The sequence below is a fragment of the Microbacterium sp. OR21 genome (assembly GCF_047306785.1).
GTDB lineage: Bacteria > Actinomycetota > Actinomycetes > Actinomycetales > Microbacteriaceae > Microbacterium > Microbacterium esteraromaticum_E.
In genome coordinates, this window is sequence record NZ_JAZEXJ010000002.1 from 251,204 (window position 1) to 263,753 (window position 12,550).

Here is a 12,550-nt window from a genome sequence, read left to right on the forward strand (position 1 = left end):
GCGCTCGGCACGGTTTCTCACGCAGGAAGTGGTTTCTCGTGGTGAGTGCCGGATGCTTACTGCTGCAGGTCGGGGTACAGCGGGAACGCACCGGCGAGCGCGTCGACGCGGGCGCGCAGCGCCTCGATGTCGGCACCGGGCTGCAGCGCGAGGGCGATGACGTCGGCGACCTCGGTGAACTCGGCGTCGCCGAACCCGCGGGTTGCCAGCGCCGGGGTGCCGATGCGCAGACCCGAGGTCACCATCGGCGGGCGCGGGTCGTTCGGGACGGCGTTGCGGTTCACCGTGATGTGGATCTCGTGCAGCAGGTCCTCGGCCTGCTTGCCGTCGATCTCGGCGTCGCGCAGGTCGACGAGCACGAGGTGCACGTCGGTGCCGCCCGAGCGCACCGCGATGCCCGCGTCCGTGACGTCCTGCTGCGAGAGTCGCTCGGCGATGATCGCCGCTCCGCGCAGCACGCGCTCCTGGCGCTCCTTGAACTCCGGCGTGCCGGCGATCTTGAACGCCGTCGCCTTGGCGGCGATCACGTGCATGAGCGGGCCGCCCTGCTGACCGGGGAACACGGCCGAGTTGATCTTCTTCGCGATGTCGGCGTCGTTGGTGAGGATGAAGCCCGAGCGGGGTCCGCCGATGGTCTTGTGCACCGTCGACGAGACGACGTGCGCGTGCGGGACCGGGTTCGGGTGCAGGCCCGCGGCGACGAGACCGGCGAAGTGCGCCATGTCGACCCACAGCAGCGCGCCGACCTCGTCTGCGATCGCGCGGAACGCGGCGAAGTCGAGGGTGCGCGGGTAGGCCGACCAGCCGGCGATGATCACCTTCGGCTTGTGCTCGAGCGCCAGACGGCGCACCTCGTCCATGTCGATGGTCGAGGTCTCGGGGTTCACGCCGTAGGCGACGATGTCGTACAGGCGGCCCGAGAAGTTGATCTTCATGCCGTGGGTGAGGTGACCGCCCTGGTCGAGCGAGAGGCCGAGCAGCGTGTCGCCGGGGCGGGCGATGGCGTGCAGCACGGCGGCGTTGGCGGTGGCACCGGAGTGCGGCTGGACGTTGGCGAACTCGGCGCCGAACAGCTCCTTGGCGCGGGCGATCGCGAGCTCCTCGGCGACGTCGACCTCTTCGCAGCCGCCGTAGTAGCGACGCCCCGGGTAGCCCTCGGCGTACTTGTTGGTGAGCACCGAGCCCTGCGACTGCAGCACCGACACCGGCACGAAGTTCTCGGACGCGATCATCTCGAGGAAGGTCTGCTGGCGCTTCAGCTCGCGATCGAGCACCTCGGCGATCTCGGGGTCGACCTCGGCGAGCGGGGCGTTGAAGTAGCGGTCGGTCATGACGGTCTCCTGTTCACACGGGAATTGGGGGTGTTCCTCATCGGCCCAGGCGCGCGGTCGATTCCTATGAGGCCGCTCCCCGGTGGTGACCCACCCAGACGCCAGTCGCGACGCAAGAAGTTTAGCGGATCGGCTCGGCCCGGCCGACCTCGCCGCGTCACATTCGATCGGCAGGGAGGATACATTTTGTTCATGGTCCTTCCTCTTACCGCGGGGCTCGTTCCCGCGCCGGCCTCGATCACCCTGGGCGACGGTGCTCTCGTGCTCACCCCCGGCATGCCGGTCGCCGGTCCGCCGGCCGCCGTCGAGCAGCTGCGGGATGCCGTGGCCCGGCGCACGGGCATCCGCCTCGACCCCGTCGACGAGCCCGCCGCAGCGCTCGTCGTGCTGCGCATCGACCCGGCCATCGCCGCGGCCGAGGGCTACGCGCTGACGGTCGACGAGCGCGTAGAGATCATCGGCGCCGACGCCCCGGGCCTGCATTACGGGGTCGAGACGCTGCTGCAGCTGCTCGCCGGCACGACGGACGGCTGGGCCTGGCCGACGGCGCGCATCGCGGACGCCCCGCGGTTCGGGCACCGCGGGATCATGCTCGACGTCGCGAGGCACTTCTTCCCCGTCGATGAGGTGAAGACGATCATCGACCGCGCGGCGGCTCTCAAGCTCAACCGGCTGCACCTGCACCTCACCGACGACCAGGGCTGGCGCATCCGGATCGACTCCTGGCCGCTGCTCACCGAGCGGGCCTCCGGGTCCGCAGCCGACCCGGGTGAGCCGGGCGGCCACTACACGAAGGACGCCTTCCGCGAGATCGTCGCGCACGCGGCGTCGCGGCACATCACCGTCATCCCCGAGTTCGACCTTCCCGGCCACACCCACGCCGTCGGCGTCGCCTACCCCGAGCTCGTCGAGGAGCCGCACCAGCACCCCGCCCTGCTCGCCGACGCCGAGCGCCTGGGCCACGCGCTTCCCGTCAGGGGCGAGCCGTACACCGGCTGGGGCGTCGGGCACTCGAGCCTGCGCATCCACGAGGAGCGCACCTGGCGGTTCGTGCGCGACGTGCTCACCGAGATCGCCGAGATCTCGCCCGGCCCCTGGATCCACATCGGCGGCGACGAGTCGCTGGGCACCTCGGCCGAGGATTTCGCGTACGCCATCGAGCGCGCCACCGCGATCGTGCGCGAGCTGGGCCGCATCCCGATCGCCTGGCACGAGGCCGGGGCCGTTCCCGACCTCGCCGAGGGAACCGTCGGGCAGTACTGGGGCGCGCTTCAGCCGACGCCGGCGCACGCCGCCCAGTGCGCGCACTTCGTCGCGCGCGGCGGCACGGTGGTGCTCTCGCCGTCGGATGCCGTCTATCTCGACATGAAGTACGACGCCGACTTCCCGCTCGGACTCGCCTGGGCCGGCACCGTGAGCGTCGAGCAGGCGCGCGGCTGGGACCCGGCGAAGGTGCTCGATCTGCCCGAGGATGCGATCGCGGGCATCGAGGCGCCGCTGTGGACCGAGACGGTGCGCTCGCTGGCCGACGCGGAGCTGCTGATGTACCCGCGCATCGCGGCCGCCGCCGAGCTCGCCTGGTCGCCGGCCGGCGCGAGCAGCTGGGCCAACTTCCGCACCCGCCTGGGCAGCCTCTCGCCCCTGTGGCAGTCTGAGCGCATCCGATTCCATCCCGTCGACGAGATCCCCTGGAGTGCACGATGACCATGGAGCCCACGATCACCACCGACGCCCTCGGGTCGCGGGTCATCCATTCGGCCTGCATCGTCGACGGCGACGGCACCGTCACCGAGAACGGGTGGGTGCGCTTCGAGGAGGGTCGGGTCGCCGCGCGCGGCACCGGCGACGACTGGACCCCGGCGGACGAGGTGGTCGACGCGAGATCCATCGCCGGGCCGGATGCCGTGCTGACGCCGGGCTTCATCGACATCCATGGCCACGGCGGTGCGGGCGTCGCCTACGACGACGGCGCCGAGGCGATCCGCCGCGGTCGCGCGATGCACCGCTCGCACGGCACGACCCGCGCCGTGATCTCGCTCGTCACCGCGACGATCGACCAGCTCGCCGAGCAGGTGGCGACCATCGCCGATCTCGCCGAGACCGACCGTGACATCCTGGGCAGCCACCTCGAGGGGCCGTTCCTCGATCCGGGGCACCAGGGCGCGCACGAGCCGTCGCTGCTGCAGCATCCGCAGCCCGCCGACGTGAGCCGGCTGCTCGATGCCGGTCGGGGGACTGTGCGGCAGGTCACGATCGCGCCGGAGCTGCAGGGCGGGCTCGATGCGGTGCGTCTCGTGGTGGCTTCCGGTGCGGCCGCGGCGGTCGGGCACACCGACGCCGACGCGACGATCGCACGGCAGGCGTTCGAAGCCGGTGCGTCGATCCTCACTCACGCGTTCAACGCGATGAACGGCATCCATCACCGCGCCCCGGGACCGGTGATCGCCGCCGCGGCCGACCACCGGGTCGTGCTCGAGGGCATCGCCGACAACTTCCACCTGTCGCCGCCCATCATCAAGCTGCTGTTCGACATCGCGCCCGGTCGGGTCGCCCTGATCACCGATGCCATGGCCGCGGCCGGCAGCGCCGACGGGCACTACGACCTCGGTGCGGTGAAGGTGACCGTCAAGGACGGCATGGCCCGCGCCGACGACACCGGGTCGATCGCAGGGTCGACGCTGACACAGGACGTCGCGCTGCGCCGCGCCGTCGAGGCCGGTGTCCCTATCGGCGAGGCGGTGCGCGCGCTCACCACCACCCCGGCGCGAGCGGTCGGCTACGGCGAGTCGCTGGGTCTGCTGCAACCGGGCTGCGTCGCGGATGCGGTGCTGCTCGACGCCGGACATCGCGTGCACGGCGTCTGGGTCGGGGCCGCGCCGACCCGCTGAGCCGACGACTTCTCCACAGGGGTGGTTCAGCGGAGCGTTTCGAGTCAGAATGGGAAGTCGCGTGATGAGAAGAGCACTCACGCGTCTTCTTGTGAGAGCGTTCCCGCGGGGGTGAGGACAGGCCGTGTCGATCGACAGCAGCGGTGAGGCGATGGCTGACGCCGCCCTCGTGCTGCGCACCCGGTCGGGAGATGCGGATGCCTTCGCCGAGCTCTGGCGTCGTCACCACGCCTCGGGAGTGGCGGCGGCCCGCTCTGTGACGTCCTCGATCGACCCCCGGGATCTGGTCCAGGAGTCGTTCACCCGCATCCACCGAGCCGTTCGAGGAGGCGCAGGACCGAACGGATCATTCCGCGCCTACCTGTTCACGAGCATCCGCAACACCGCAGCTGCCTGGGGAGTCACGCGGCACGACGCGACGACCGACGAACTCGACACGGTGACCGATCCGTCATCGACCGACGGCGAGCTCGACCGCGGTCTGACCGCCGGGGCCTTCCGCTCGCTGCCGGCACGCTGGCAGGAGGTGCTCTGGTACTCGGAGATCGAGCGCATGAAGCCCGGCGAGATCGCACCGCTGCTCGGCATGAGTGCGGGCGAAGTGTCTCAGCTGAGCATCCGCGCGCGCAGGGGCCTGCGCGAGGCGCTGGTGCGGGCGCATCAGCAGAACGCCGTCGAGGCACAGGACGTGTCAAGTCACCTCGTGCTCGTCGTCCTGCCCCTGATGCTGGGCACCACCGGAGCCGAGGCCTATCTCGCCGCGCTGGAGAGCGGGTCGGCGCCGGTCGGCGCGCTCGCCGAGATGCCCGAAAGCGTCACCCAGCACGCAGTCGTGACCACGCGTGCCGAAGATGCCGCGTCGGCCGTCGATGCGACGGCCTCGCTGAGCACACGCGGGAGGGCGCGGTCTCGCTCAGTCGCGGGGATCGGCGCGCTCATCGGTGCCGGATCCGCGGCGCTCGTCGTCGCCGGTGCGGTGGCGGCCGCGGCGGTCGTACCCGCCATGATGACGTCGACCTCGGCGACCTCGCCGCCCAGCGCAGCCGAGCCGGACGAAGCATCGATCGCGTCAGAGGTCGCCCCGGATGACTCGATGAGTGCGGGCACCCCGATGATCATCGAGGTCGACGACGAGAGGACCGACACCGCCCCGCCCCCGAGGCCCGTGGCTCCCCGGTCGCCGTCTCCGAAGCCTCCCTCGAAGAAGGAGCCTGCTCCGCCGATCGCACCGATCGTCGACGGCCTCCTCAGGCCGCCGCTTCCGGGTGTCCCCGCACCACCGAAGGAGCCCGCGGCCGACTCCTCAGCGAATCCGGTTCCGCGCCCGACACCGACGCCGACTCCGGTTCCCGAGCCGACCCGGCCTCCGATCGTGACGCCTGCTCCGACTCCCGAGCCCTCCCCCGCGCCGACGCCGATTCCAGACCTCTCTCCGGGCGAGGCAGCCGACGAGCCGTCCTCCGCCGACCTCCCGACATCGGCGGGCACGACCGCCGAATAGAATGGGGGCATGTCCCCGCACACCGCCGCCGAACCGGGCGTGCAGCGCCCCGCCGTGACTCCTCTCGACATCGTCCGCGTGCTGGTGCTGCTCGCCGCTCTCGCCTCGCTGGCCCTGTGGGGCTTCGGAGAATGGGCCATGCCGTGGAACATCGTCGTCGGCGTCGGCGCGCCGCTGGTCACCCTGCTCGTGTGGGCACTGTTCCTGTCGCCCCGCCCCGTGCTGCGCCTGCACCCGTTCCTGCGCGCGCTCGTCGAGGTGCTCATCTACGTCGCAGTGACCCTCGCCTGGTGGTCGATCGGCCAGGCGTGGGTCGGTCTCGCCTTCGCCGTCGTCGCCGTCACCTCGGGCGTCATCGCCGGACGCCGCTCGCTCGGCTGAGGCCAGCGGGAGCAGTGACATCATGACGGTCGTCGAGCGTCTCGCCCGCGAGCTGGGCGACATCGTCGACACCTCCGCATCCGTGCTCGACGAGGCGCGGGCGGATCGCAGCGGTCATCGTTCGCCCGGTGCGCCGCTCGCGGTCGTGCATGCCCGCAGTGTCGAGGACGTGCAGCAGGTGATGCGCATCGCCTCGACGACCGGCACGCCCGTGGTCGTCCGCGGAGCCGGAACGGGTCTGGCCGGAGCCGCCAACGCCGGCCCCGGTGAGATCGTGCTCTCGACGGCCCGCATGACCCGGGTGCTCGAGGTGCGCCCCGACGACCTGCTCGCCGTGGTGGAGCCGGGCATCCTCAACGCCGAGCTGAACGCGCAGCTCGGCCGGCACGGTCTGTGGTGGCCGCCCGACCCCGCCAGCCGGGAGATCTCGACCGTCGGCGGCAACATCGCGACCGGCGCCGGCGGGCTGCTCTGCGCCAAGTACGGAGTCGTGCGCGACGCCGTACTCGGCGTCGACATCGTGCTGGCTGACGGGCGCCTGCTCCGACTGGGACATCGCACCGTGAAGGGCGTCACCGGTCTCGATCTGACCTCGCTCGTGATCGGCTCGGAGGGCCGCCTGGGCGTCATCGTCGGCGCGACGCTGAAGCTGCGCCGGCTCACCGAGGGAGCCGTGTGCACGATCGTCGGCTCGTTCCCGACGGTGCGCGATGCCGCCGCAGGATCTGCCGCCGTGACGGCCGCCGGTGTGCAGCCGGCGATCATGGAGCTGATGGACGCCCCGTCGCTCGCCGCGGTGCACGCGCTGCTGGCGCTGCCGGCGCCCGTCGCCGGTGCCGCGCAGCTCACCATCCAGACCGACGGCCCGGCCGCGCGCGAGGAGGCCGACCGCATCGCCGAGGTGCTGCGGGCCGGGGGCGGCGACGTGGTGCTCTCCGACGACCCGGTCGAGGGCGAGCGACTCCTGGCCGTCCGGCGTGCCATGCACGCCGCCATGGCCACCCTCGGCACCACGCTCATCGAAGACGTCGCTGTGCCGCGCAGCCAGATGGCGGCCATGTTCGACGAGATCTCCCGCATCGAACGGGAGTTCGATGTCAGCATCCCGACCGTGGCGCACGCCGGCGACGGCAACCTGCACCCGAACTTCGTGTTCGAGGGCGAGACCGTGCCGCCGCACATCTGGGCGGCGGCCGACGAGCTGTTCCGAGCCGCGATCCGCCTCGGCGGCACCCTCACCGGCGAGCACGGCGTCGGCACCCTGAAGAGCCGCTGGCTCGCCGACGAGCTCGGCGACGACCAGTGGGAGATCCAGCGCCAGATCGTGCGGGTGTTCGACCCGCAGGGCATCCTGAACCCGGGGAAGGTCTTCTCGGATGCCTGACATCCGCGTCAGCGCCGCTGTCATCGTCGACGACCTCGGCCGCGCCCTGGTCGTGCGCAAGCGCGGCACGACTCGGTTCATGCAGCCCGGCGGCAAGCCCGAGGCGGGCGAGAGCGCGGCGGGCACCCTGATCCGCGAGCTGGAGGAGGAGCTGGCGCTGCGCGTCGACGAGACCGATCTCACCCCGCTCGGCACCTTCGTGTCTGCGGCCGCGAACGAGCCCGATCACCGCGTGGTGGCCGACGCGTTCGCGCTGCGCGCTCAGCCCGGTGATGTCATCGTGCAGGCCGAGCTCGCCGAGCTGCGCTGGCTCGAGCGCGGCGACTGGACGAGTGTGCCGCTCGCGCCGCTGAGCACCGAGCACCTGCTGCCGATCGCCTGGGCCTGACCGGTCGGACCGCGCGGCGGCATCGCCCGCCGCTCCCGACTGCCCGCCCGGAGCCGCACGGTCGGGATCGACCGGGCGTCAGATGCCCTGCCAGGACGGCTTGTTCTCGTAGCTGTAGCGGTAGTAGTCGGCGAGCTCGAGTCGGGAGGCCGCTGCCTCGTCTAGCACCACGGTGACATGCGGGTGCAGCTGCACGGCCGAGGCGGGGATCATCGCACTGACCGGCCCCTCGAGAGCGGCGGCGACGGCCTCGGCCTTGGCATCGCCGAACGCCAGCAGCACGAGGTGACGGGCGCGGAGGATCGTTCCCAGCCCCTGGGTGATGCAGTGCCTGGGCACTTCGTCGAGGGAGTCGAAGAAGCGGGCGTTGTCCGCCCTGGTCTGCTCGGTGAGCGTCTTCAGGCGGGTGGTCGACGCGAACGACGATCCGGGCTCGTTGAAGCCGATGTGCCCGTCGGTGCCGATGCCGAGGATCTGCAGGTCGACGCCGCCCGCGTCGATGATCTCGCGCTCGTAGTCGTCGCCCGCGTGACGGACGGTTTCGAGGGCGCCGTTGGGCACGCGGATCAGTTCGGGGTCCAGGCCCAGCGGCTCGATGACCTCACGGGTGATGACCGAGCGGTAGCTCTCGGGGTGCGTGACGTCGAGGCCGACGTACTCGTCGAGCGCGAAGCCGCGCACATGCGAGACGTCGTGTCCGGCGAGCCGCTCGCGCAGCGCATCGTACACCGGCAGCGGCGTCGATCCCGTGGCCAGTCCCAGCACCGGGTTCCTCACCTCGTCGACCAGTCGGACGATCTCGTCTGCGACGAGCGCGCCGGCGGCGGCTCTGCTGTCGAGGATGACGACTTCAGCCATGAACGGGGATCTCCTTCTCGAGGGGATGGGTCGGTGCGTTCGCAGCGCTCAGCAGCGCGGCGCCGATGGCGGCGACGGCGGAGTCGGCGGGCAGCAGCTCGATTCTCTCATCGAGGTGCAGCGACTGCAGAAACGGTGACGGGACGGCATCGCGGCGCAGTCGCGCCCGGATGCCCGGCTCGATGCGAGGTGCGAGCGCGGTGAGTCCTCCCCCGATGACCACGGTCTCGACATCGGCGGCGAGCACGAGGGCGCGCACCGCCGCGGCCGCACCGCGGAACAGGTCGTCGCGCAGCGCGACAGCGGTCTCGTCCGCGGCGTCCGCCGCATCGAGGATGTCCCTCACCGGCAGCTCCCCGCCGCGGCCCCACGCGCGGGCGAGCGCCCCACCGCCGCAGAGCGTCTCGATGCAGCCGCGCTGCCCGCATCCGCACACCCGCCCCTGCGGGTCGACGACCAGATGACCGACCTCGCCGGCGGTGCCGCGCGCTCCGCGCCAGATGCGGCCGTCGATGACCACGCCGGCAGCGACCCCTGTGCCGGGATTCAGGTAGGCGATCGGCGCGGTGTCCCGACGCAGCGCGGCGGCGCCGAGCGCCGCAGCCTTCACATCGTTCTCGACGACGCACGCGACGCCGAGCGCCTCGCGCACGTGCGCCGCGAGGCCGAGCGAGGCGACGCCGAGGTTCACCGCGTGCAGCACGACTCCGGAGGCTGCGTCGACCAGGCCCGGGATGCCGATCCCGATCGACCGGATGCGCTCCCGGCTCACGTCGAGCTGGTCGATCAGCTCGATGACCGAGGCCGCCGCGCCGTCGAGCACGGCGGCGTCGCCCCAGCCGCTGGGTCGCCGGACCCGACCCAGAACCGTGCCGTCGTCGGCGAGGGCGATGCCCGCGATCTTCGTGCCGCCGATGTCGAGGCCGATCCGGATGCCGGAGTCGAAGGGCCCCGTCACGAGACGCCCAGCTGCGCCGAGAGCACCATGACCGCGGCTCCCCGGAGGACGATGTCGCGCTGCTGCGTGAGCCGGATCTCGACGTCGGCGAAGACCCCGTCGAGCGTGCGGGCGTGCAGCGTGCGCGTGGCGGCGTCGACGAACTCGTCGCCGAGCAGCTCGGCGGAGCCGGCGAGCACGACCTGCGAGAGGTCGAGGGCCGCGACGATGGGGGCGATTGCGATGCCCAGCCGGGTGCCCGCCTGGGCGAGGATGTCGGCACGGCGGTCCGGCTCGAGCGCGATCAGCTCGAGCAGGTGCGGCACGTTGACCCACGCCTCGAGGCATCCGCGGTTGCCGCACGCGCAGAGGGGGCCCTCGTCGGTGCCGGTGACGACGTGCCCGATCTCGCCGGCGGCGAAGCGACCGCCGATGACCGCCTGCCCGCCCGCGATGAGCCCCGCGCCGACGCCTCGTCCGATGCGCACGAGCATGATGTCGGAGCGAGCGGCGCCGAAGGTGTACTCCGCGAGCACCGCGGCGTTCGCGTCGTTGCGCACGAGCACAGGCAGGTCGAACTCGTCATGCAGCAGCTGCTCGAGGGGCAGGTCGACCCAGCTCAGGTTCGGTGCGCTGAGCACCGTGCCGTCGGGCCGGACGATCCCGGGGCTGCCGACGCCGATGCCGAGCACCGGACGATCGGCTGCGCCGACGAGTGCGCGGATCAGCTCGACCGCGGCCGTATAGGCCTGCTCGGGGTCGGCCTCGGCCGACAGCGACACCCTTCGCCGGTGCAGCATGTGCCCGTCGAGGTCGAGCACGGCACCCTGGAACGCGTCCGCGCCCGAGAGGTCGACGCCGATGATCTGGTGCCCCTGGCGGTCGATGTCGATCACGATCGGAGGCTTGCCGGGGCCCGCGGCCTCGCGCACGCCGATCTCGCGGACGACGCCGTCGGAGATGCATTCCGCGACGAGGTCCGAGATGGTCACCCGGGTCAACCCGGTCTCGCGCGAGAGGTCGGCGCGGCTCATCTCGCCGCGGTGGTAGAGCGTCTGCAGCACGAGCGACCGGTTGTGCGCCCTGGCCTGCTCGGGCAGCACCTTCCCGGTCGCACGCAGCCCGCGGCCGCCACCGAACGAGCCGCTGACCAGGGCGTGCGCCGGCGCGGAGGGCCGGCGGTCGAGAGGGATACTCATGTTTGTTAGTACACCTTACGAACCGACCCACCGCAACATCGCGAGGAGGCCGGACGACTCGCTTTACCGAAACGTTACCCGTGTCACCCGCAGCGGCGTCAGACGTTGCCTCTCCGTGACCACCCGTCCCGTACCATGAAAACATATGTCACGCAGCATCTAGGGGGGTGAGTCCGTGACCGATCTGATCTCCGGACCCGGCACCGGCCAGTCGAACGCCGTCTCGTCTCACGCGGAGACCGTCGCGCAGCCGCCGATCGACGGGACGCAGCCGATGCAGTGGGCCCCGATGGAACCGGCACCGAAGAAGCGGCGGCTCGGATTGTGGATCGGCCTGGGTGCGGGGGCCGTCGCCGTCGCCGCCGCCGCGGCCTCGCTGTTCCTGATCGCTCCAGGCACGACCATCGCCGGCGTCCCCGTCGGCTTCATGACCCCGGGCGCCGCTGCGGAGGCGGTGAGCTCGCGCGTGGCATCCACCGAGGTGCAGCTCACCGGCGTCGACGGCGGCGCGAGCGTCGACGGAGCCGACCTCGGCGCCGGCGTCGACGCGACCGCTCTCGCTGACCAGGCCTTCGCCGACCGCCCGATGTGGAACCTGGGCGCCTGGATGGGCGAGCCGATCGCGGCCGACCTGACCCTCGACACCGCGGTGGCCGACAGCGCCCTGCGCGCCGCCGCGCCAGCCGCCTACACCCCCGCCACCGACGCCACCGTCGTCTTCGACGCGAAGGCCGCCACGTACACCGCGACGCCCGCGGAGCCCGGGGTCGGGTTCTCGCTCGACGACCTGACGGACGAGTTCACCGCGGCGCTGACCGCCGGCGAGACCTCGTTCGCGTTCTCGGGTGAGCCGACCGAGGTGGCCCCGCTGATCACGGATGAGAAGGCGGCGGCGGCCGTCGAGAAGCTGAACGGCATGCTGGCCAAGGTCGGCTTCTACGTGGGTGACGAGCGCACCGTCCCGGTCGCGCCCGAGGTCGCCGCGTCGTGGCTCACGGTCGCGCCCGTCGACGGGGAGCTGCAGATCACCGCCGATGCGGCGAAGATCCAGTCCGTGGTCGACACGCTCGCGTCGAAGGTCGACCGCGAGGTCGTCAACGCGCGCAACATCGTCGACTCCGACGGCAAGGTGCTCAAGGCCCTGACCGAGGGCAAGGACGGTCGCGTGCTCGGCGACACCTCCACCACCGCCGCTGACTTCGCCGAGAAGCTGGGCAGCGGCGACGCCGCCTTCGCCCTGCCGGTGACCTCGACGCCGTTCGAGTCCACGAACCTGTTCCGCCGGGTCGAGGTCGACCTGAGCGAGCAGCGCACCTACCTGTATGAGAACGAGAAGCTCGTGAAGTCGTGGGCGGTCTCGACGGGCAAGGCCGGCACCCCCACCGACAAGGGGCGCTTCCGCGTGTACGCCCAGCTGCGCACGCAGAACATGGGCCGCGAGGACACCACGGTCAAGCCGTTCTACTACACGCCGAACGTCCCGTACATCACGTACTACAACGGCGACGAGGCGCTGCACGGCACCTACTGGCACTCGAACTTCGGCACGCCGATGAGCCACGGCTGCGTGAACATGACGGTCGACGCCGCCCGCTTCGTATGGGAGTGGGCGACCAAGGGCACCGAGGTGTGGGTGCACGACTGATCCCGGCGCCACACGCGCGCCGCAGACATGGAAGAGGC

Annotated in this window: 11 protein-coding genes and 1 riboswitch; of the genes, 7 read left to right on the forward strand and 4 right to left on the reverse strand. The window is 71.6% G+C overall.

Annotated features, from left to right (window positions below):
* Positions 1-56: 56 nt before the first annotated feature.
* Positions 57-1,331, reverse strand: coding sequence for a serine hydroxymethyltransferase (gene glyA, locus V2S04_RS05830; protein ID WP_413637498.1), 1,275 nt, complete (start codon positions 1,329-1,331; stop codon positions 57-59).
* Between the two features lie 36 nt (positions 1,332-1,367).
* A riboswitch (ZMP/ZTP riboswitch) is annotated at positions 1,368-1,450 on the reverse strand.
* Positions 1,451-1,523: 73 nt separating this feature from the next.
* Here glyA and V2S04_RS05835 point away from each other — a divergent pair.
* The 6 genes from V2S04_RS05835 to V2S04_RS05860 all read left to right on the forward strand — a co-directional run bounded on the left by V2S04_RS05835 (position 1,524) and on the right by V2S04_RS05860 (position 7,873).
* Positions 1,524-3,035: a beta-N-acetylhexosaminidase gene (locus V2S04_RS05835; RefSeq protein ID WP_413637499.1), complete on the forward strand. Its 1,512-nt coding sequence runs from the start codon at positions 1,524-1,526 to the stop codon at positions 3,033-3,035.
* Positions 3,032-4,219, forward strand: coding sequence for an N-acetylglucosamine-6-phosphate deacetylase (locus V2S04_RS05840; RefSeq protein WP_413637501.1), 1,188 nt, complete (start codon positions 3,032-3,034; stop codon positions 4,217-4,219). Before V2S04_RS05835 ends, V2S04_RS05840 begins: the two co-directional genes overlap by 4 nt.
* 124 nt (positions 4,220-4,343) lie before the next feature.
* The gene (locus V2S04_RS05845) at positions 4,344-5,720 is read left to right on the forward strand and encodes an RNA polymerase sigma factor (protein WP_413637502.1); all 1,377 of its coding nucleotides are present in this window, start codon (positions 4,344-4,346) and stop codon (positions 5,718-5,720) included.
* Positions 5,721-5,729: 9 nt separating this feature from the next.
* Positions 5,730-6,101, forward strand: a complete 372-nt coding sequence (locus tag V2S04_RS05850; RefSeq protein ID WP_340088724.1) for a YrdB family protein — start codon at positions 5,730-5,732, stop codon at positions 6,099-6,101.
* A 22-nt stretch (positions 6,102-6,123) separates the two neighbouring features.
* Complete coding sequence (locus tag V2S04_RS05855; RefSeq protein WP_413637503.1) at positions 6,124-7,485, forward strand: FAD-binding oxidoreductase; 1,362 nt, start codon at positions 6,124-6,126, stop codon at positions 7,483-7,485.
* Entirely contained in the window at positions 7,478-7,873 is a 396-nt protein-coding gene (locus V2S04_RS05860) for an NUDIX hydrolase (protein WP_413637504.1), read from the forward strand. The genes V2S04_RS05855 and V2S04_RS05860 overlap by 8 nt, the downstream gene beginning before the upstream one ends.
* A gap of 78 nt (positions 7,874-7,951) precedes the next feature.
* Here the strand turns inward: V2S04_RS05860 and V2S04_RS05865 are convergent, their stop codons facing one another.
* The 3 genes from V2S04_RS05865 to V2S04_RS05875 are packed head-to-tail and all read right to left on the reverse strand — an operon-like array spanning position 7,952 to position 10,867.
* Positions 7,952-8,731 carry a glucosamine-6-phosphate deaminase gene (locus tag V2S04_RS05865; protein ID WP_413637505.1) on the reverse strand — a complete coding sequence of 260 codons (780 nt, stop codon included), beginning with the start codon at positions 8,729-8,731 and terminating at the stop codon, positions 7,952-7,954.
* Entirely contained in the window at positions 8,724-9,689 is a 966-nt protein-coding gene (locus V2S04_RS05870) for an ROK family protein (protein WP_413637506.1), read from the reverse strand. Before V2S04_RS05870 ends, V2S04_RS05865 begins: the two co-directional genes overlap by 8 nt.
* Positions 9,686-10,867 (reverse strand): ROK family protein, encoded by a 1,182-nt coding sequence (locus V2S04_RS05875; RefSeq protein WP_413637507.1) that lies wholly within the window; start codon positions 10,865-10,867, stop codon positions 9,686-9,688. Before V2S04_RS05875 ends, V2S04_RS05870 begins: the two co-directional genes overlap by 4 nt.
* A 175-nt stretch (positions 10,868-11,042) precedes the next feature.
* Between V2S04_RS05875 and V2S04_RS05880 the strand changes: the two genes are divergently transcribed.
* Positions 11,043-12,512, forward strand: coding sequence for a L,D-transpeptidase family protein (locus V2S04_RS05880; protein ID WP_413637508.1), 1,470 nt, complete (start codon positions 11,043-11,045; stop codon positions 12,510-12,512).
* The last annotated feature ends 38 nt before the right edge of the window (positions 12,513-12,550 follow it).

What these genes read in the sequence shown, in the direction of transcription:
- V2S04_RS05855 (WP_413637503.1), top strand. Translation starts at nt 6,124, where the DNA reads ATGACGGTCGTCGAGCGTCTCGCCCGCGAGCTGGGCGACATCGTCGAC.
- V2S04_RS05875 (WP_413637507.1), bottom strand. Translation starts at nt 10,867, where the DNA reads ATGAGTATCCCTCTCGACCGCCGGCCCTCCGCGCCGGCGCACGCCCTG.
- V2S04_RS05835 (WP_413637499.1), top strand. Translation starts at nt 1,524, where the DNA reads ATGGTCCTTCCTCTTACCGCGGGGCTCGTTCCCGCGCCGGCCTCGATC.
- glyA (WP_413637498.1), bottom strand. Translation starts at nt 1,331, where the DNA reads ATGACCGACCGCTACTTCAACGCCCCGCTCGCCGAGGTCGACCCCGAG.
- V2S04_RS05865 (WP_413637505.1), bottom strand. Translation starts at nt 8,731, where the DNA reads ATGGCTGAAGTCGTCATCCTCGACAGCAGAGCCGCCGCCGGCGCGCTC.
- V2S04_RS05840 (WP_413637501.1), top strand. Translation starts at nt 3,032, where the DNA reads ATGACCATGGAGCCCACGATCACCACCGACGCCCTCGGGTCGCGGGTC.
- V2S04_RS05850 (WP_340088724.1), top strand. Translation starts at nt 5,730, where the DNA reads ATGTCCCCGCACACCGCCGCCGAACCGGGCGTGCAGCGCCCCGCCGTG.
- V2S04_RS05860 (WP_413637504.1), top strand. Translation starts at nt 7,478, where the DNA reads ATGCCTGACATCCGCGTCAGCGCCGCTGTCATCGTCGACGACCTCGGC.